The following is a 20,430-nucleotide window of genomic DNA, read 5'->3' on the forward strand; positions in this document are numbered from 1 at the left end:
TCTATGCAGTTAATTGGGATCCAGCGGCTGTAAGAAATCAACTTGGACCACTTTCGTCAGTTTCTCGGTTAATTAGATAAAGTTGTTGTCTGACAACCATTCCTCACACAACTTCGGCCACATAGCGACAGGCCCCTTGCCAGAACGAATACCAAAACCATGACCGCCCTTTCTAAAAATATGCAAATCGGTCTCCACGTTCGCTTTCTTTAATGCCGAGTAGTACTTGACGCTGTGAGCACTAGAAACAGCAGTATCATCATTGGCGTGAAAGATGAAGGCCGGCGGATGATTTGCGTCAACAAGCTGATCATTGGGATACATTCGCAACGGCTCGAAGTTCGGTTTGGGCTCTCGATCCCCAAGATTGATCACCGGATATCCAAGAATTAGGAAGCTTGGGCGAGCATCTAACTCATCCGCCTCATCTAGAGGGTGATATACACGAGAACTATATTGGGTTCCTAAAGTTGCTGCCAAATGACCACCTGCGGAGAAACCAATAATCCCCACTTTGTTCGGATCCAAATTCCACTGGTCTGCATTACGTTTAATGAGCCTCATTGCTCTTTGCGCGTCCTGCAAGGGAACCGAATATCCTTTCTCGTGCCCTTCTCCAGGCAGCCTGTACTTCAGCACAAAAGCTGTAACCCCCAAAGCGTTGAACCATTTGGCACTATCGTAACCTTCTTTGTCGTAAACCACCCGTTCATAAGCCCCGCCTGGAGCAATCACAACCGCTGTTTTATTTCCTTTCCCCTCTTCCGGAAAAAAAGGAATAATGCTTGGGGTGGTGATTCCCATAAAAGCTCTGTCCTTTATCTCCGGGTTTATGCTTCTTTCGATAAAACTTTGGTTTAATTGAATATGTTCAGAACCTGGTGCTGCTCCTGGCCATAGTAAAATCTCATTTTCAAACAAACAGTCTTTCAACAAGATCACCTTCTTCGTTAGAGTAATTGCCATCATTTAAATTAATTTTTTAGTCAAAATGATTTCCATGGGCTCATTCTCGAGCAATAAACATCCGGCATCCCGATATCCTAAACTTCTGTAGAAATGTTGTGACTCTTCATTAGCCAGAGTGGACGTCATAACAAGTTTAAAGCCATTTTGTATCATTTCATCTTCCCATATGAGGACACTTTGCTTTCCTATTCCCTTGCCTCGATATTGTTCGTCGATCCATATCATATTCATGAACGGTGTGTTATCCCAGAAGTATCCGTATCTCAGCCATCCAATTCTACTCTCATCTTGGTTCTTTAGTATGTATATTTCTTTTCCCTTTATTTTTGGCAATATCAAGTTTTCTAAAATGTGATGGTCATGTTCTCGTATGTATCCATAGTCTGAATCAGTTGCAGGAACCATCTTCATCCTTATTTCGCCCCCTTGATGCAAGCGTAACAACTAATCCAGCTTTTGTAAACTGCCCCTTTACTTAAAAACGAACAAAAAAGGAGCTGCCGCGAGGAAGCTCCCTACATGAAATCACTATTCTGTTTTTTCTCTAAGAGATCTCGGTTGTGCAACAACTTTCGGGGCTCTTCAAAGGTGAATTATTTATACTACATACACCTGTTTCAGGTAAATCCAGTTCAACCTTCAAAGCGGATTCATAGTCACCTGCCAAATAGGCTACTATGGATCTAACTTGTTCATAACCAGTTGCCATTAGGAAGGTTGGTGCGCGACCATAGCTTTTCATTCCAACTATATAAAATCCCTTTTCTGCATGACGCAGCTCTTTTTCACCATGTGGACGCACTGTACCGCAGCTATGAACATTGGGATCGATAAGTGGCGCTAACGTATCTACACTTTCCGTAGCTTGATCAATGTTTAAGCGCAGCTCCCTCAGGAAGGAGAAATCCGGCCGGCTTCCAGCATTTACAATAATTTCGTCCATTTCGGTTATATCCAAAGCTGTCTGATTAAGCATTCCACTTATTGTAATTTTTGTTTCTTTGGATTTTACTTGTTGGATTTTGAACGGTGTCATGACTTTGATTTGTTTCGAATCTACCAGATGATGAATGCGCGTGCCAAGCTCTCCTCTTGCTGCAAGCTGATCGTTCTCTTCCCCGCCGTATGCATCCTGCACCTTATTTTTTCGCATAAGCCATACAATTTCCGTTTCTGGATAGGATTCCTTTAATTCCGCAAGCTCTAGGAGCGTATTTAAAGCCGAATGGCCTCCACCGACAACTGCAATACGCTTGCCAATGTACTTAGCCCCTGCTTTCCCTTTTATGTCAGGAATACCATAGAAAATATTGTTACTAAGTAATTGTTCTTCTTGCGTCCAAACGCCACTCGCATAAAGTGGATTTGAATGACCCCAGGTTCCCGAAGCATCAATTACTGCTTTAGCCTCATAAACCTGAAGTGTTCCATTAACTTTTGCATAGATCTCAAATGGAATACTTTCGCGATTGGCAGATTTCATTTTATCCGTATCTTTTCTACTTACTGCTACTACTTTCGTGTTTAGAATAAGTCGAGATTGGATATATGGAAGTTGTGAAAATGGCAATAAATATCGCTCCAATAATTCATATCCTGTAGGCAGTTCATCAGGTTCAGGTGCTACCCAACCCTGGGATAATAATAATCTTTCAATCGCTTTATCAACATTGAATTGCCATGGAGAGAATAAGCGAACATGGCCCCACTCTGAAATATTATGACCAACATGTTCTCCAGCCTCTAGTAGAATGAATTTCTCCCCTCGCTCCACTAAATGAGCTGCTGCAGCTAAACCGATTGGACCAGCCCCAATAATGGCGACGGGCAAATGATTCAAGGTTTGTTGATCGGTTCCTGATTCTTCTTTTCCTATTGGTGATGCACAGCAAGATCCTGTTTGAGTGATTTCGATGTTTTTCATCATGGTACAACCTCCTATTTTATCCGAAACTTTTTAATAATAAACTGTGCGTCTGCCCCACCGAGACGCCTGCCTCATTGGTTGCCTCTACTACTTTGTTTGCATTTTGCAAGTATTAAAAGAGGAGAAATTACCCCGGAGGGGTCGTGCAACATTGGCTGGATTTTGCCATAGCCTCATTCAAAAGTTTAATAGAGCGAATAACTGTTTCTTTCTCGAAGTCATTCATGTGAGAAAAGACTTCATTTAAATAAACATTCATTTGTTGGTCAATCGTTGCGGCCACATATTTACCTTCTGTTGTCAATGAAAGAATATAGACCCTACGGTCGTCAGGATCAGGAACTTTTTTCACTAAATTCATTTTGATCAACGATTGAACTTGCCGACTAAAGGTCGTAATATCAGTACCTAGTGCGTCCGCTACCTGTTGGATAGAAGGTTTATGTTGATGTTCTATCTCATATAGAATATGGCTTTGAACTAAAGAAATATCGAAGCCTCCAGCAGAACAACAATTTTTGTTCAGAAAACCAAAACGGCGTGTCATGATTTGAAATAGTTCGCGAACATTTTCCATTGTGATTGCACCCCATACCTTATTTATACAATAGTTAATTGCATTTTGCAAGTATTTTGAACGTAAAAAAGAAAAACCACTCTAGTGAGTGGTTACTTGAGGTAATGTGAAAAAATAGTGAGTCTCAACCCAGTATCCCTAATTCTCTGGCACGCTGCAGCACTCGAACGCGATTGTTTACATTTAGCTTTCTGTAAATATTTTTAATATGAGACTTTACGGTTTCACCCGCGATAATCAGGCGATGGGCGATATCTTTGTTCGACAATCCATCCGCGATCAAATGTAGAACATTCGTTTCTTGCTCGGTCAGTATTTCAATGAGCGACATAGACTCTTCCGGGATGACCTGCAAAGCTTGAAGCAACTGCCTCACATAGGCCAAAGAAACCATGGGGGTATTTCCAACAGGATTGCTTGACCCTGTATTCAAATAAGCAGATAGCAGCTCGACCATCTCCGCTCCTTCGTCCACGAAGCTTCGCACATATCCTTCGGGCTCCGCCAACTCCAAAGCGGTCTCCAACTGAGCGAGAGCAGTCTCCGTGCGACCCAAGCGCTGAAGAGTTACACTTTGCAAAATGAGCACCTTGATTCGATCCCGAAGACGGTCTTCCTTGTGCAATAGCTGGTTCAGGCGTCCCAATAAGTCCAGTGCTTCTTCCAATTGTCCACCTGCTACAAGTACTCTGGCCAAAGCCAAATACTCAAGAACATGAAAGAGTGAAACTTCATCCGTATGCACCAGACCGCATCCATGCATCCAATCAAGTGCTTCTTCGACTGCGCCTTGGCGCAAGGCAAGACATGCTTGCTCGGCTTCGATTTTCAACATAAATAATTGAGAATCAGGGGAGGCGATCTGCGACTTCAACTCTGCGAGCAGCTCTGATGCCCGGCTGGCATTTCCTAGGGTTTGCTGAATCTGCGAAGCACCAATGACGACTTGAATGAAAACCCGCGCAAAGGGTTTAATATCCCTTCGTTCAAGTGCCTGGCTGGCATACAATTCAGCCTCCTCCAACCGATTCCACTCGTACAACAATTTGCTGTAAGAAGCAAGCAGGACGCCTGCAAAAGGATAATTTGTCTTCCTCCCCAGTACAACAGCCCATTTGGATAAAAAAGCCGCCGCCGCATGAAGATCGTTGATATAAGACAAATGATCGCAAAACGAATCATAGCCATGATATCGGTTGCGTCTCATCGTTTGAAAGAAGCTGCCTTCCGGCATATATTGTTCTACCAGCTCGTAGTATTCAGAGGTTTTTACCAAGTCTCTTTGCAGATAGGCGGAGACCGCACAGAAAAAATAAATATTGCCCATGACCTTATTCCACTCTACATCAAACAGTCTGCCTTTCAGCGTTTGAAAGCGGGCTTCAGCCCGTTCTATTCTTGTAAATGCCGCTTCCCACTCCTCCACTCCGAGCAATACCGATATATAAAACAGTTCGACCATGGGCTTTTCGGCAAAAGAGTTTTCCGGTAACGCAGATACCCATCTCATCAATACGACACTATGCGATTGCACTAGCGTATGAAGATTTTTTTCGATCAACCGCACGGCATCTGCATAGTGTTTGCCTGCTAAATAATGCTCCATCGCATCGTCGTCCAGTCCATGACTTTCCAACCAGATCGCAGCTTCCCTATGTACCTGCACCCATTTGTCTGGATGTGTTCTCGACCCCATACGCTGTAAAAATTCTGAAAACAAATGATGATAGCGATACCAGTTCCTCTGATCATCTAAAGGGATGACAAACAAATTTAGCTGCTCTAAACTTTCCAAATATTGTTGACTGTTCGATTGACCTGTTACAGCTTGGCACAGGGACTGATTCATTCGGCTTAAAATAGACGTAGCCATTAAAAATGAGCGCATACCCTCCGATTGATGGCGAAAAACTTCTTCAAGCAAATACTCGGATATATGATGATGTTGGCCGTTAAATTGATGAATGGACTCGGCTATATTAACACTGTGCTTAAGAGAGATCGCTGCCAGCTCCAGCCCGCTGATCCAGCCCTCTGTTTGATGGTGCAGCTCTGCCACTTGCTCCGATGTTAACCTTAAATCCGTCGTATCCCGAAAAAAGATAAGCCCCTCATCCAACAGGAAGCGCAAATCCTGCATCGTGATTTGATTGTATTCGCCTTTTACCAGAAGTTTGGCAGTAGGTATAGCCAATTCGCTGCGGCTCGCCAAATATAGATGAATGTGAGAAGGCAGCCGCTCAAGAAAGTAGATCAAAGAATCATGTATAGAAGGATGCTCGATGAACTGATAATCATCAAGAACGATCGCCAGCTCGCTTGTTAACCGATTCAGGTCATTCAGCAGCGCAGGAAGCGCATGTTCCAAAGCAACCCAGAGCCCTTTCTCAAGAAAAGAACTGACTTCCGCGCCAAAGCTTGGGATTCTCTCCTGAATAGAAGCAGTTACACCACTCCAAAATTGAATATAATCATTATCCCGTATATCCAGCGAAAGCCAAGCAACAAGCGCACCGCATTGTTTCGCCCATTCACTTAGCGCTGTTGTTTTTCCGTAACCGGCCTGCGCTGAAACATGCGTCAGCTTGACTTTCATTCCCTCATTGAGCTTATGAACCAGCCTCGGTCGAGCTACCAAATCGCGACGCACATGAGGGATATGAAGCTTCGTACGTACAATCATAGAAACTCCTCCGCATGTAAATTCTCGTTAATCCATTTTATAATTCGACAAATTTCTAGATTTTCCTGTTTATTTCAGGACCCTGCCTAATCCATATCACGAAAGGATGGTTCATCATAGTATTCCATGGAACCTTCCAGACTGGATTAATATTGGTTGCCAAATTATAAGTTGAATCATACTTTAGAATATCCGGGAGGTGGTTGCGGCATGGAAATTAAAAAGTATCTGTTGGCTGAGGCCACCAAGTTCGAAACCCCTTATTACATCATAAATGGAAGCTCAAAAGGAAAAACGGTTATGATAACTGCAGGAGTGCACGGGAAAGAAATTGCCAGTATTCTCTCGGCCAAAAGACTTGTAGCATTGCTTAAGAAAAACAAGCTCCGGATTGAATTCGGGACATTGATCATTGTTCCGGTTGTCAATCGTAAGGCTTTCAAGCGGCGCATCAGGGGAATACCGGATTTGAACCGAACGTTTCCGCGAAAATGGAAGGATAAGGCTCGCCACCCGCTGTCAGCTGCATTATTTCGATTAGCGAAGAAATACAGGCCATCATGGTACATTGATCTGCATGAAGCCAATGGCTTATCTAAAATAAACCCTAGAGTGCTGGGGCAGACGCTGATCGCCCATCCCAAAAGTAAAGCAATACCTGCAATAAAACGAATTGCTGACCATTTGAATCGCTCTATTGTTCAAAAATCAAGACATTTTACAATGCGCTTACGGACTTTGCCTGCGGGTTCTGGACGCCATGCCGCATTTCACTTATTGAAAGCAAAAGCAGTTACGGTAGAGACGTGCTGGAGCATGCCTATGTCTACCCGGATAAACTTTCAAATGAAAATACTGGAGAAATTATTAGCTGAAGCTAACCTAATTTAGCGCGGAAGTATACGAAGCAATTAATTTAAAGGAGTCCCCTGACCTGGCGCATAGCAAGCCTCTCAGTTATCGTGTCCCCTCCCCGCCCTCAAAGCTCAGAAGGACATTGTACAAAAACCTTTATGTAGATGTAACCATAGCATACTGCGCCTTGACTTCGCACTGCTTTGTATCAAGCTCTTTAAGGTGGCTTTTTTAACGGGGAAAGGCAGTCATTAGTTGGCTGCCTTTTCGTTTGGATTATTGAGCTAGAGATTTTAGCATTTCAATATATGTTTTCAATTCTGAATCCGTTAAACGTGAAATACGTTCGTAGAAAATAGCTTCTTTTTCTTTTAGTGCTTTTATTGTCTTTTCATGACCAAGTTCAGTTAAGGACAACAGTACTCCTCGACGATCTTTAGGGTGGGGCTCACTTTTTACATACCCCAGACCTTTCAATTGACCAATAAGTCTACTGATAGAGCTACGGTCCATTGCGATTGACTCTGCTAAAGTAGTAGCGTTAGTAGGACCGTGTGAAAAAAGCCAGCGAACAATCAAAAAGGCTGCAGGCTGCAGGGTTGCATCAAATGTACCTGCAGTTCTGACATTAAGTGCATGTGCTTCACTAATCAACGCATTGAGCTGTTCACCAAGAGTAAATTCCATCTGTTCCCTCATATCAGATTTTTTAATATCCATAGTTCATCATCCTAACTCATCGAAATGTTTGACATATATCAATCAAGTATATATATTAGACATATGTCAAATATATATACTTGCTAAAACAGTGTCAAGTTTAGACAAGGAGAATGTACAATGTCTGAGTATCCAATAATCGTAATCACAGGTGCAACCAGTGGAATTGGTCAACTTGCTGCAATTGAAATCGCAAAACGTGGTGCACATCTGGTGCTGACTGCTCGTAGCAAAAAACGGGCTGAAGCAACTGAAAAACTAATTAAAAAAGCTTCACCAGAAACGGAGGTTGATTTTTATTTTGGAGATCTGTCGCTGATGAAGGATGTGCACCGTATAGGACAGGAAATAAAAGAAAACTATTCAAAGATCGATGTACTCATCCACAATGCTGGGCTTCATGGGTTCGAGCAACGCATTACTACCGAGGGGTTTGCTGAGATGATTGCGGTAAACTATCTAACGCCGTGGTTGCTAACTAATTTGTTAAAAGATTCTTTGGTAGCAGCAGAATGCGCAAAAATTGTTAATGTTGCATCAGAGGCCTCCCGAAATCATGGAGAACTAAAGATACCAGAAGATTTGACCGACACATCTTCATTCACAGCAAGAGGTTCATCTGAAATTTATGGAAAAACCAAGCTTCTAAATATCATGTTTACTTTTGAGTTGGCGCGTCAATTCTCTGGAACAGGAGTCACTGCCAATGCACTGAATCCTGGTTTTAATAATACTGGACTTGGAAGAGAACTGCGTATATCTACTGTAATCGGGAGTATCTTTAAATTACTTCATATCGGAGATCCGAGAAGAGGAGCAAACATCATTGTTCGATTAGCACTTGATTCTGAATACGATAGAGTAACAGGTGGATACTTTAATGTTGGCACTGGTGCTAAAATTGATCCAATCTATCCCGGCAAAGATGTTTCTATGCAGCAACGTTTATGGAACGAAACTAAAGAAATATTGTTTGATTATATAATATGAAACAAAAAAAAGGAGCTGCCGCGAAGCAAGCCCCTCAACTATAGATTTCTGTCAGCTTAGCGAGTCATGGGACTCTATGCATTCATTCCTATCTTTGCTCCAAGCACATCAAACACTGAATTGGGTTTAAAATGTTTCACCTCAGCAAATCTAGATAATTGGGCGGAAAATCCTTTTTATTGGGTCCTTTTAAGTGCTGATAATTTTTGAGCTTCACTTGTACACCCGAGGATATTTCAAATGTAAAGAGATCCCTTCCCACAGGAATGTGTGGCCCAACGGTTGGAGTTGCATCAAGCATGATCAGAAAATCAAACCCTCTAAAACCATTTACTCGTTCTACATGTATTACATCTACAAAGTATGGATATAGATCTGGTGCAACTTTTAATTCTTTGGAATATACCTTTGCAAGCTTATCGTTCATATAGGGTAACAAAAACAGTAAAAGCATATCTTGAAATTGCAGTTCCCTAGAATCTTTTTCAGGTTTTATCTTTGCAGCAGTAACATAAGAGCCCTGCCATGAAGCAAGTAAAGCAATGATCAACAAAATAATAATACATTTTTTTCTCATACGATGATCCCTCCTTTGATAAGTTTTCCAAAAGGAAGGGATTTCATCACATCTATCGCTTAGCTAATGCCAATATTTCATCAGAAACGAGATCAGGGAGATATTGATGAATATAATGCTCGGTATCCTTGACCACATATTGCTTCGCTTGCAAGGACCATGAAGTAAATTCCGCTTCGTATTTGTTCCAGACGTCATTGCTAACCCCTAAGTAATCGGAGGTCAGCACGGTAAGCGGGAAAGGGAAGGCATTTTTGTCATCCAACACGACCTTTGCATTAACCTTGAATTGGCGGAGCTCGTCCTCTATATTGGCATTATCAAGCTTAAGTAATGAGGCTGTCAGGTCAATTTTCTTCAGATCATCCGGCACGAACTTCAAGCCGTTGCGGATTGAGCGTGAACTTTCAATAACACTGTCAAAGCTAAAAAGCATCCGAATTACGCCTGTTTTTATGAGCAGCTTTTTGCTAAATCCGTCAATTACTGGATCCGTATCATTGTAATAATATTCCGGGCTTCCGCCATCCACCATCACAATACCCTTTACCTCGCCCGGATACTTCTGTGCAAACCGGAGCGTTTCGAGGGATCCTAGCGAATGTCCCACAAACAGGTAGGGCGGCTTTTGACCGGATGCTTTCAGCAACTCGTGTATTTCATTCGTTATTGTATCAATGTTACGCTTCTTATCCGTCGTATCACTGTACCCATAGCCGAACCGGTCGTAAACTGCGAATTTCACATAAGGCGCGAGCCGTTCGTACAACGGAGAAAAATCAACATACGGATTAGCCGTGCCCAAACCGGAAGCGAATACAACCGTTACATCCCCTTGACCACCAGTAAATAAATGCATATTTTTCCCATCCACTTTGTATAGCTTGCCGCTGGGAGTATATGATTTCAGATCCTTCCGGACGCCCACCTGTTCATATATCGCACCTGATCCCAGTAAAAGTAGAATAACCACCAAGCCGATAATAACTGTTTTCCATAATCTTTTAAGCCATTTTTTCATCTATTACACTCTCCTTGTATTCCTTTTCATTATAAGTGCTCAATCTTAATAAAGAGAAAACAGCACCATAATTCCAGCTTAATTATTTATTCCCCTTTATGGTCGAATGTAAATATCATCCTCGATAACTTCATTAAAAGCTGCCCAATACATTAATAAAAACAAGGAACAGCTGCGACGGCAGAAACTGCTCCTTGTTTTGTTCAACTACCATTGCTCCCTCTAGACAGGTAAGATAGATTCCTCAATTTATAATAGATAAATATTCAAATGCCGTTGTTCCATATACGCTTTTAAAGTGTTTATTTAAATGGGTTAAATCAAAAAAACCACATTCAGCTACTGCTGAATAAATATCTCTATTTTTTTCGATTAACTGCTTTGCACGCTCGATCTTGCAGTTAAGAAAGTATTGGTAGGGTGAAATCCCGGTATGAGCCTTGAATAATCGGATAAATTGAAATTTCGATAAATGAAGCTCTTTACATATCTCCTCAAGCTTAAGTACATGTTCTAAGTTGGCATGAAGCATATCCTTCGCTTTTCTAATTAGAGCGTTATCTTTCTTGTCGTCTATTGAAAGATTGGTTTGAATTAAGTTATCCGTGAGCGATAAGAGCAATTCACTGCACAAAACCTCATTTTTTTCGCTTAATATTGCATGAGAAAGACTTAGTATTCGTTGTTCAAGTCTATGATCATACACAATTGGAGTTGAAAAACGTACGATATCTTTTTTCTCAATTACCTCTAAAAGCAATTCTGGTTTAATATAAAGCATGACATAATCAAGGCCTGTCTTATCATGGGCCATACCGTCATGCGCCTGTTCTGGATTAAAAAGCATAATCCCATTTTGATAGGATAATTGTAAACTGCCCTCCAAATTATACTCTTGAATCCCACGCAATGTTACGCCTATTGCATACTCCTGGTGAGCGTGCTTTTTATATGTAAAATCAGTCATACTTGCTGACAACGCAGTAATACCTGCCGATTTTTTATAAATAAATTTGTTCATTCCATTCACCTCTAAATAAGCTTACCTACATCCAGATCATAATTGCAACATAGGCGAGAGATAAGGCCATCCATATATTAACAGTCTTATTACGCTTCTGTAAAAACTCCTTGAAGATCGAACCGAAAAGAACCCACGTCATAAATGCTAAAAATCCAATTAGCGTTATGGATAAAATACTTATCGTCACCGCAGAGATCGCGTTATAGTGGGGCATAACAAAAGTGGGGATAACGGTCATTGTAAACAGCACTACCTTTGGATTAAAAAACTGCATTATAAAGCCTGACATAAATGTGGCCGTTCGGTTTACAGTTGGGCTTGATGTATCCATTTTGTAGATTTGATAAGCAAGATAGAACATATAACAGCTTCCGATTATCTGCATCATAATTAATAATTTCGGTATTATCGGCATGAGCATCGTGTTCAATATAGCAGAAATAGCAAGTAATAAACCAAAACCTGTAGTGGATCCATAGGTAAATTTCATTGCCTTTTTGGTCCCAGAATTATGCACGGTGGATAATATGATAATATTAGTAGGTCCTGGGGTAAAAGTAGCAATCATACAGTAAATTAAAAATGATGTAGTATCCATGAGAAAACTCCTTTCAAGTTATTCTCAAATACTACACCCTAAAATAAATGCCCTATAGTACATTATTGCAGATATAAAGCTTCTTCCGCCATGGATTTGTGTGGTCCCTGTCAGCCGTCAAGACATACTTGCCAGATGCTCCTCAAGACGATCCATGGTCTGTTCGGCACCCGGGACGGCATAAGTTTTCACCTTATCGAATACAGCGGCATTTTCTTCGAAAACTGTGCTATAAGTGAGTTTGGTCTTACCTTCCAGATCCTCAAAGATTGCTGTCGCCAGAAAATGGGGAAATACGGCATGTTTGATGACGATTCGCTCGGGTTTAACGACCTCCACAAAGATGTTGGTGTTGGGATAATCAACCCCATCAGGACCGTGCATGATAAACTCCCATGTACCGCCCGGTTGCATATCAAACTGCTGAAAAGTCGTCGTAAAACCTCGAGGTCCCCACCACTTCGACAAGTGCTCCTCTTTCGTCCAAGCATCAAACACAAGATCGCGTGGAGCATCAAATATGCGGGTGATCACAATCTCGCGGTCACCTACTTGCGTTGCGATTTTGTTTGTTGCGTTGTTTGGGTTCATGTCCATCCCTCCAAAATGAATTTGATTTTGACTTGTAAAAACCAATATCACTAAGCAGCTTCACTTGCGTTCTTTTCCATTTTTATATAATCATACCCCAAATAGATCCTCAGTTAAACGTTGCGGTCCTTGTATTTCCGTCCCACTCAACTTGAATACCTAGTATTTCCGCAAGCTGTCTCACAGGTAAAAATGTCACATTGTTTTTAATCATGGGTACCACTTCCTCCAATTGCACCTTTTCACCGTCAACTAAGATATCGGATTTTCCGATATGCATGATGATACTCTTACCGTCCTTGGTCAACGTAATCTTCTCTTGACTTTGTTCCCAACTCACTTCAAACCCGAATCCGTCCGCAATAGCTCGCAACGGAACCATGGTTCGTCCGTTCTCGATAAATGGCACTCCCCCACTGTCTATGAGATGCAGATATCTCCCGTTCACAAGGATCATAACTTGATTCTTCTTTGCTTCCTCACACGAAGGCAGTTCCACTTCTATCCTCTTGCCATCTGTTTCTATACCCATCTTCTTAGGGATTCCATCCCTGTTTTGGTAACATGATTGTAGAGGTACTGCATCGGACCAAAAGAATTCCCTTTCGGCATTCGCCGTATTTCCAATCGCTAGTGCACATAGCAGCCCGAGTGTACTGTACTTCCATTTAGATTTTAACAATTCTATCAGCTCCAGTTTCCTTTTTATTGTATTGTGAGTTTGCATCCTGTTAATCATGGGCAATGACTTCTGAGACAGCCTATTTGACGATTCAAGAGGACCCTTTTATTAATTCTAATTGGGGTTTTCTAGCGGGAATCCATTGTGGCCATTGAGTTTCTTCTTCGCCGCTTTTATAAGTGAAAATTTCTACTTTCACCTTATCTTCCTCTTCTCCGCTTGCCACAATCTTGAATGTGCGGTTAACGTTACTATCCCCAGGTGTAAAGATAGATCGAATACCGCTTCGAACTGCAGGATTCCAGTACACCGCTGTACCTGTTGCCTCATCAATGACAGCCAAGCCAATAGATGGCGAAATGTTCGTCGTTTCTTTGACATCGATGGCTAAGGTTTCTCCGCTTTTCATAACAAAGGATTTTCCGAGCTGAGCACCCTGAGTACCGTCGGCACTTTCGTCACTTATAGTTCTAGGCAGCTTCGAGCTACTATTGAAAATATCTGTTATTTTAGCTTTATTGTCATAGACTGTTAGCTGCTTGTACCCGGTAATATCGTCGTTATTCGTTTTGGATAATTCAAATGTAAATTCTTTAGGGGCCAAGATTTCATAAATCACATACACTCCGCGCTGGAGAACCTGATCGATAAACGCGGTATGATCATACTGATATTTCTTGTTAGAGTACTTCAATTCAAAAGCAATTTGATTCATAATCATTTTTTTAATGACGCTATCCTCTTTATAGGCTGCTGCCTTGTCGGCAAAAGCGACAGTTACGGTTCGATCCTGTACGGAAAAATTTTTTTTGATCATGTCGGCAACCGTGGAGTCGTCTTTGTCTTTCCATAGGATGCCCACCTTATAGTAAGGCTCTGTGCGGTTAAAAGAATCGAGTTTCAACCCATTTGCATCGATATACAGATTTGTTGCAAAAACGCGCATTTTAGATTTTCCCAGCGTGGATTGTACATTTCCTTCTAATGTATCGTTTATATTGTAATAGGTCTTAATTCCTCCGCTATACTCCGTAATCGGTTGGGATGTTTTCGCAAATACCATAGATGATGAGAAAAGAGAAACGGCCGCTATCATAACGGCGAATACGATCCCAAAGAATGTCTGGCCTCTTCCTTTACTCCGGTTCATAATCAGCTTAAATCTTCTGTATAGCTGCTTTTTAGGCTGTGCCAGGCCGCTATTTAAAGCAGGAGACGCTTGAGAAGCAAAATGCAAAATCATTTCGCTATAGCGCTTCTTGTCCATGGGCTTCATCGTTTTGGATAGGGCTTCATCCACAGAGTATTCGCATGCTTCGGTTATATTGGCCAAAGCCAGATAAGAAACCGGATTAAACCAGTGCAGGCAGTTCACGATCACTGCAAAAAGTTTAATCCAGGCGTCTTTTTGCTTAAAATGAATCAATTCATGATTTAATGCTAGCTGGTAATCTTCCGTACTCATGTTTGTATTGGGAAATACAATTTGAGGATTAACGAAACCGATTAACATAGGCGAATGCACGTTTGAACTGGCTAGCACATTCAGGTTCCCTACCTTATCGATCCTGACACCTCGAAGCGCCTTGCGCTTGAATCGAAAGTAATTCAAGAAATAGAGACACAGCATGATCGCAAAACCGCTGACCCAGATCCCAAGGATCCATGCTTCCGTGGATAGAACAGGAGAATTATTAGTAGTATCGGACGGGATCCCTTCGCTAAAGGGTATAAGTGGTTCCAAGGCTTTTGTCTCTGTGGCCGTCAGCGAATTTCCGGTAAGTAAAGCTGTACTTGTATCCGGAATCAGGAACTGAGGAAAAAGGGCTGGCACCTTGAAATTGAGCGGCACTATAAACAGTAACAAAGCTGACAAACAGACGTAATAATACCAGCGGCCACCGCATTTTGCAGCAAGCTTCGTTTTAAAAAGAATGAGGCACAAACTTGCGATACTGCCAGCGAGGGAGGTCATAAGCAGCCATTTAATCATGAGAATCGGCCTCTCTGTTAATAAATTCACGGAGCTCGTCAATATCCTTTTTGGTGAGATTCTCATCCTTGAATAAGGCACTGATCAGGCTTTTGGCAGAGCCGTTATGAATGGCGCGTACGAAGCTCTGCGTCTGCATTTTTTGATATTCCTTTTCGCTTATAGCCGCCCAATATTCATAAGCGTGGGAGCGCCCGAGCTTGATGGAATGCAGAGCGCCTTTGTCAATCAATCTGCCGGCTAGGGTGAGTAGCGTCGTAATTTTTTTGTCGGGCAATTTTTCGGCTATCTCCTTGGTCGTCATCCTTTCTCCGCACTCCCATACCACTTGCATAATCTCCATTTCTGCCTTGGTAATTTGCATAGCAACAACATCTCTCCTTTTTCGTTTCTACAACTTGTTATTTATTATACAAGATGTAGAAACGAAAAACAATACATTGCTATTGATCAATTGGGGAGTGGAAATCGGGAAGAAAAGCTTCTGATCGAAGCCCTTTCGAGGAAGAGACATTCGTGTCTAAGTTGCAGCTTTTCTTGCAATATCAGACTTCTTCAGCTCCGCTGAACACTTATAACGGCTGATATTATAATAAAAATCTATTATTTTATCGTGTGGGGGTGCGTTTCGAGGGAAGGTTATATCCATTTTAACCACGAGGGCAGCTGCCGTGGCAATCTACCCCAATTATTCATATACCATAACCCAATATCTTTCTTCTGGTTTACCTTCTTCAACAACTTTCTTCCAACCATTATTCTCATAAAACTTCATCGCTTTTTGATTTTCGGATACACATTTCAATTTTACTGGTTTATTCATTTTTTCTATGGAGGCTTTAACCAATTGCCCACCAACACCCTTACCTGAGAAATCAGGGTGAACAAATAAATTATGAATAAAATCATCTGGCAGGTACAAAGAAGCAAATCCAAGGATACGAGTATCTTCCTCTGCCAAAATTATATACTCTCCTGCAGTATGCTTATCAAAGTCTTCTAAAGTCATTTCGTCGGTATCTGCCCAATGAAAACTTTTACGGCGAGATTCTAGATATATAAGTCTTAAATCAGGGTAGTCTAATTCATTGGCTACTCTAATAATCATATTTTCACTCTCACTTTCTTCTATATAAATGGGCTCAACAGCTCAACCTCAAAATCAGTACTTGACCCTCATCCGACCACTAGTCCTCACAAAATCCTGCAAAAACGCAGTTAATTTCATACCGGAATGGCTATAGAGAGAACAAACCTGCAAAAGTACAGCAATTTTCATGGAAAACGCTCCGATTCAGCTAAGAATGGAAAAATAAATGCACATTTGCATGAATTCATTAAGACTTCAGATATACCGGCCAAAGGCTGTATAAATGCAGGTTCTTGGGAGTGGGGTTCGACCGACCGCCATGCAATGCCGCAACGCGCGCCTGAGATTCGCGCGCGTTGAGCAAGCAATGGCTTCGAGTCGAATAAAGTCGTGTGCGCTTTAAAAATGTAATGGGTTATTCAATAGCTTGGTGCCATGTATCTTCGAAATCTTTGAAATTATTAAATCCGATTTTTTTATAAAAACCTTTAGATTCAGGAGCGGAAATAAGGAACATCAATGTATCTTTTTCTAATTGTGGTTTTAAATGCTCGACTAGTCCCTTGCCGATTCCCATTCCCTGGTACTCAGGGTCAACAGCTATATCGTTAATGTAACAATCAAAGCAAAAGTCTGTGAATGCTCTCAGGAAACCTACTAACTTCCCATTATGCCAAGCGGATATTTTAATATTTGCATTCTTTAACATCAAATCCATTCGTCTCTCGTCGTTAGGTCGTCTTAAAGCAGCTTTGTTGTATAGTGCTATGACTTCCTTCAATGATGGTGTTTCATCGCTTTTATAAATTATCATTAGTTCAGACCTCCTTTCGATATTGATCCACTTTATTAAGATTTCCATAAATCCAACAATTAACATTCAAATAGCTTTTTATATCATTCGCAATCGCTTCTCGAACAGCCTCATCATCAAACTCCAACAAACCGCTCATATATTCGTGCAAATAATAGAAAAAGCTCAAATAACAATAAAATGCCAGCCGATCCTGGCTTACTTTATAATGAAGGCCCTCTAATTCCAATATTTCATTGAGCAAAATAATTTGCTTCTCATCATGAAGATAAGGCCATATATCCCGTTCTATCGGCGCAAGCATCAGATGATCCCAATCGATAATTGTAAATTGTTCGCCTTGAATAATGACGTTCCCCCCGACATCGCCGCTTGTGATGTGGAAATGGGTTAAGTCATTTTTGTTTTTATCAGCAAATTGCATCAATCGGTCAGCATAATGTTCGATTATCCGGCTATTCCCTTCCAACAAGCGCACAGCTTCTAATACAGAAGGTGATGATGCAATTTTAAGCTTGGTAAGATTCCTGTAATACTCATCCATGTAGTTGATGTTAAAATTTTCCTCTATTATTTGAACGTTTTGAACTGGAACTTTGTATATGTGCGCCAATTTATGAAACAAATCCGATAATGGATAATCCTCTGTATGCTCACCTTCGACATAATGAAATACGCCCACCACACCATCATTAAAAATACTGTACAATTGCTCATCTATCGTCTTTTTAATCTTACTAATAAAGTCAATCCCATTCTGATTCATATGTTCCACTATTGCAAAGCTGTTCATATATCTTGACTTGTGTGGCCCCAAATAAACGAGTTTGGCAAAATAAGTGTCACATTCTGTATCGATCTTCCACGTCTCCCCATGGTATCCACGCTTTGCTGCGGCAATATTATGGATTCCCAATCCATATTTTGCTTCAATAAACTCTTTTAACTGACTAATATAGGTTTCATCACGATACTTTTCAAAAAAAATAATACAACACCCCCTGCATACAAAATAAATACTCTTCCATTCTTGATCATAAGCCCGCATTTATTTCTCATAATGTTTTATTCGCTTCACTCCTCAACTATCCTGCCCGCCCCAACAAGGCTGCCGATCTAAGGCGGCAGCCTCGTCTTGGTTGTTTATTCAGCTATCGTTTTCCGATAGTTCAAGCGCTATATGCTAAATAGCAGCCCTTTTGCCGTTTCCATGCAAAAGCCCCTCCTCTGCATGTTCAACCCGACCATCAAATCGTCGTCCAACGTACTAATGGCTCTTACAAGTAGAGGATTATTACTTAGCCAAAATGCCGATAAAATCCTTATTCTTCAAGTGTCCTCCCCTATTTTCTCACACGAAAGGAGGTGCAGCAGAAGAAAGCCAACGAGGCACATAAAAAAGCCCGCGCTCATAAAAAGCACAGGCTCCGCTATCGCTTCCGTTAGTTGATCGACGCTTCATATATGGAGCGAATAGAACGGGTTAGCATCTCGTTGAACTGCTCCTCCGACTGTTCATCTGACAAGCCTTCCGCCAAGGCGCGGGAGAAGCTGGCGATCAAGCCGTGATGGCGAGCCAGCCGCTCGTTGGCTTCCTCCCGGTCATACCCGCCAGACAGTGCGACAACTCGAGCGACGTGTGGCTCGTCCATCAGATCACGGTAGAAATCGTCTTCGGTTGGAATCGAAAGCTTCAGCATAACGGTGACATCAGGCGCAAGAGCGGACAACTGCTTGAAGATTTCGTCCTTCAAGATCCGTTCCGATTCCCGCTTGTCGGAGCTGTTAATGTCAACTTCGGGCTCGATGATGGGGACAAGTCCTGCGGACCAAATTTGCTTACCGAGCTCGAACTGCTGCTCCACTACCTTGCGAATCCCTTCCGGATTCGCCTCATGAATAACCGAACGCATCTTCGTTCCGAAGACGTTGCGCTCGACCGCCCGCTCAAGCAAGCCATCCAGATCGGGAATCGGCTTCAACATCTGCACGCCATCGTCTGACTCTGCCAGCCCCTTATCAACCTTCAAAAAAGGAACGATACCTTTCTTCTCCCACAAGTAGTCCGCCGTAAACAGCCCATCGATCTTCCGGTCCATGGTGTTTTCGAACAGGATGGCCCCCAGGATGTATTCCGCGTCAAACGCAGTGCTCTTGATGATGCGCGTCCTCATTTCATGCACCAGCGCATACATCTCCTCGTCGCCAGAATAGCGACTCGGCTCGATCCCGTACTGCTGCAGCGCCTTCGGCGTACTCCCTCCGCTTTGGTCCAGCGCTGCGATGAATCCTTTACCAGTGTGAATTCGTTCCATCTGCTTCTTGTTCATATAGGTAATTCCTCCTTATAATGCGTTTTTCTTTCATTGTACATCAAAACGGTTAACAATGAAAAAAGTATCGATCTGCCTTTCTGTCCGTTATCAAAAACAGGATCGGCGACCCATACCGGCAGCCTCGTCCCATTCTTCGTTAGCTTGACATTTAAAGGAAATAATGTGAGTTGTTTATTATCCTTTTATTGTCATCCAATATGAAAAACACCAATTATGGTCTTTCCGTCAACATCATATAATGGGATATCACGACCACCCACAGGTCTATTCTTCTGTATGGCAAGTGCTTCCTCGGGAGTTTTTGGCTGCTCCCCGTCTAAATCTTTCTTCCGCACATACCCTGCAGTGCCATCCACACCCACTGCACTAATTAAATCAGGTATCATTTCATAGGAAGTGGCGTCTGCGGCAAAACCGTATGTCCATCCGTTTTCATTTTTAGGATAGTTAGGAGCTTTTGTAGGGTTTTGATTCATAGCGCCAATACGAAAAGAACCAATAATGGTTTTCCCATCAACATCATAAAGTTGGACATTACGACCACCTTGGGAGCTACTCTTCTGTATGGTTATGCCTTTCTCGGGTATTTTTGGAAGCTCACCGATAAAATCTTTTTTCAGCACATATCCTGCAGTACCGTCCACACTTCCTACAAGAATTAAGTCAGGTAGCGTTTCATTGGAAGTGGCATCTGTGGGAGAACCGTATGTTTGTCCGTTCTTAGTCTTCGGATAGTCAGGGGCATATGTATGAATTTGATCCAAATAAGTTTTAGCTGCTTTAGAGTCGTTTATAATTGTTCTCATCATAATACCAACGACCAAGATGAAACAAACGGTCCCTATTTGTATACCTATTGATTTAATCCTCACTTCATTCACCTCTTTTTTGAAACGTGTTTTGTAAATCCATACCCATACTGTAGCATACATTTATTGCTATGAAAGTAATAGGTGAATGATAAGTTACTTACAATAGTCTGA

General features: G+C 41.9%; 21 protein-coding genes. 2 read left to right on the top strand and 19 right to left on the bottom strand.

Going from position 1 to position 20,430, the window contains the following annotated elements; all coding sequences use genetic code 11:
- Positions 1 to 72 precede the first annotated feature (72 nt).
- From NV381_RS02905 to NV381_RS02925, 5 genes are all read right to left on the bottom strand, one after another.
- Positions 73 to 933, bottom strand: coding sequence for an alpha/beta hydrolase (locus NV381_RS02905; RefSeq protein ID WP_258211767.1), 861 nt, complete (start codon positions 931 to 933; stop codon positions 73 to 75).
- 36 nt (positions 934 to 969) lie between these two features.
- Positions 970 to 1,380: a GNAT family N-acetyltransferase gene (locus NV381_RS02910; protein WP_258211768.1), complete on the bottom strand. Its 411-nt coding sequence runs from the start codon at positions 1,378 to 1,380 to the stop codon at positions 970 to 972.
- 133 nt (positions 1,381 to 1,513) lie between these two features.
- Positions 1,514 to 2,893 carry an NAD(P)-binding domain-containing protein gene (locus tag NV381_RS02915; protein WP_258212140.1) on the bottom strand — a complete coding sequence of 460 codons (1,380 nt, stop codon included), beginning with the start codon at positions 2,891 to 2,893 and terminating at the stop codon, positions 1,514 to 1,516.
- A 130-nt stretch (positions 2,894 to 3,023) separates the two neighbouring features.
- Positions 3,024 to 3,473: a MarR family winged helix-turn-helix transcriptional regulator gene (locus NV381_RS02920; RefSeq protein ID WP_258211769.1), complete on the bottom strand. Its 450-nt coding sequence runs from the start codon at positions 3,471 to 3,473 to the stop codon at positions 3,024 to 3,026.
- 124 nt (positions 3,474 to 3,597) lie between these two features.
- Positions 3,598 to 6,156, bottom strand: a complete 2,559-nt coding sequence (locus NV381_RS02925; RefSeq protein WP_258211770.1) for a LuxR C-terminal-related transcriptional regulator — start codon at positions 6,154 to 6,156, stop codon at positions 3,598 to 3,600.
- Positions 6,157 to 6,366: 210 nt separating this feature from the next.
- Here NV381_RS02925 and NV381_RS02930 point away from each other — a divergent pair, with 210 nt between their 5' ends.
- Positions 6,367 to 7,047 (top strand): succinylglutamate desuccinylase/aspartoacylase family protein, encoded by a 681-nt coding sequence (locus tag NV381_RS02930; protein WP_258211771.1) that lies wholly within the window; start codon positions 6,367 to 6,369, stop codon positions 7,045 to 7,047.
- Positions 7,048 to 7,287: 240 nt separating this feature from the next.
- Here NV381_RS02930 and NV381_RS02935 read toward each other — a convergent pair whose 3' ends face one another.
- Positions 7,288 to 7,731 (bottom strand): MarR family winged helix-turn-helix transcriptional regulator, encoded by a 444-nt coding sequence (locus NV381_RS02935; RefSeq protein WP_258211772.1) that lies wholly within the window; start codon positions 7,729 to 7,731, stop codon positions 7,288 to 7,290.
- Between the two features lie 120 nt (positions 7,732 to 7,851).
- On the opposite strand from NV381_RS02935, the gene NV381_RS02940 reads away from it, so the two are divergent.
- Complete coding sequence (locus tag NV381_RS02940) at positions 7,852 to 8,721, top strand: SDR family NAD(P)-dependent oxidoreductase (RefSeq protein WP_258211773.1); 870 nt, start codon at positions 7,852 to 7,854, stop codon at positions 8,719 to 8,721.
- A 136-nt stretch (positions 8,722 to 8,857) separates the two neighbouring features.
- Here the strand turns inward: NV381_RS02940 and NV381_RS02945 are convergent, their stop codons facing one another.
- From NV381_RS02945 to NV381_RS03005, 13 genes are all read right to left on the bottom strand, one after another.
- A complete protein-coding gene (locus tag NV381_RS02945) occupies positions 8,858 to 9,298 on the bottom strand; it encodes a DUF3888 domain-containing protein (protein ID WP_258211774.1) in 441 nt (146 codons plus the stop codon).
- 52 nt (positions 9,299 to 9,350) lie between these two features.
- Positions 9,351 to 10,319 (bottom strand): alpha/beta hydrolase, encoded by a 969-nt coding sequence (locus NV381_RS02950; RefSeq protein ID WP_258211775.1) that lies wholly within the window; start codon positions 10,317 to 10,319, stop codon positions 9,351 to 9,353.
- A gap of 244 nt (positions 10,320 to 10,563) precedes the next feature.
- Positions 10,564 to 11,340: an AraC family transcriptional regulator gene (locus NV381_RS02955; protein ID WP_258211776.1), complete on the bottom strand. Its 777-nt coding sequence runs from the start codon at positions 11,338 to 11,340 to the stop codon at positions 10,564 to 10,566.
- A 25-nt stretch (positions 11,341 to 11,365) separates the two neighbouring features.
- On the bottom strand, positions 11,366 to 11,941 hold the full coding sequence (locus NV381_RS02960) for a LysE family translocator (RefSeq protein ID WP_258211777.1): 576 nt from the start codon (positions 11,939 to 11,941) through the stop codon (positions 11,366 to 11,368).
- Positions 11,942 to 12,058: 117 nt separating this feature from the next.
- Entirely contained in the window at positions 12,059 to 12,532 is a 474-nt protein-coding gene (locus NV381_RS02965) for an SRPBCC family protein (RefSeq protein ID WP_258211778.1), read from the bottom strand.
- A gap of 109 nt (positions 12,533 to 12,641) precedes the next feature.
- Positions 12,642 to 13,214 carry a copper amine oxidase N-terminal domain-containing protein gene (locus tag NV381_RS02970; protein WP_258211779.1) on the bottom strand — a complete coding sequence of 191 codons (573 nt, stop codon included), beginning with the start codon at positions 13,212 to 13,214 and terminating at the stop codon, positions 12,642 to 12,644.
- Between the two features lie 91 nt (positions 13,215 to 13,305).
- Positions 13,306 to 15,207 carry a M56 family metallopeptidase gene (locus NV381_RS02975; RefSeq protein WP_258211780.1) on the bottom strand — a complete coding sequence of 634 codons (1,902 nt, stop codon included), beginning with the start codon at positions 15,205 to 15,207 and terminating at the stop codon, positions 13,306 to 13,308.
- A complete protein-coding gene (locus NV381_RS02980; protein ID WP_258211781.1) occupies positions 15,200 to 15,571 on the bottom strand; it encodes a BlaI/MecI/CopY family transcriptional regulator in 372 nt (123 codons plus the stop codon). Before NV381_RS02980 ends, NV381_RS02975 begins: the two co-directional genes overlap by 8 nt.
- Before the next feature lie 324 nt (positions 15,572 to 15,895).
- On the bottom strand, positions 15,896 to 16,315 hold the full coding sequence (locus NV381_RS02985) for a GNAT family N-acetyltransferase (RefSeq protein WP_258211782.1): 420 nt from the start codon (positions 16,313 to 16,315) through the stop codon (positions 15,896 to 15,898).
- A 397-nt stretch (positions 16,316 to 16,712) separates the two neighbouring features.
- On the bottom strand, positions 16,713 to 17,111 hold the full coding sequence (locus NV381_RS02990) for a GNAT family N-acetyltransferase (RefSeq protein WP_258211783.1): 399 nt from the start codon (positions 17,109 to 17,111) through the stop codon (positions 16,713 to 16,715).
- 4 nt (positions 17,112 to 17,115) lie between these two features.
- Entirely contained in the window at positions 17,116 to 18,159 is a 1,044-nt protein-coding gene (locus tag NV381_RS02995) for an aminoglycoside phosphotransferase family protein (RefSeq protein WP_258211784.1), read from the bottom strand.
- A 394-nt stretch (positions 18,160 to 18,553) separates the two neighbouring features.
- Complete coding sequence (locus tag NV381_RS03000) at positions 18,554 to 19,441, bottom strand: fructose bisphosphate aldolase (RefSeq protein WP_258211785.1); 888 nt, start codon at positions 19,439 to 19,441, stop codon at positions 18,554 to 18,556.
- Positions 19,442 to 19,635: 194 nt separating this feature from the next.
- Positions 19,636 to 20,319 (bottom strand): hypothetical protein, encoded by a 684-nt coding sequence (locus NV381_RS03005; RefSeq protein WP_258211786.1) that lies wholly within the window; start codon positions 20,317 to 20,319, stop codon positions 19,636 to 19,638.
- Positions 20,320 to 20,430 lie beyond the last annotated feature (111 nt).

This window comes from Paenibacillus radicis (ex Xue et al. 2023) (assembly GCF_024722015.1).
Classification (GTDB): domain Bacteria; phylum Bacillota; class Bacilli; order Paenibacillales; family NBRC-103111; genus Paenibacillus_S.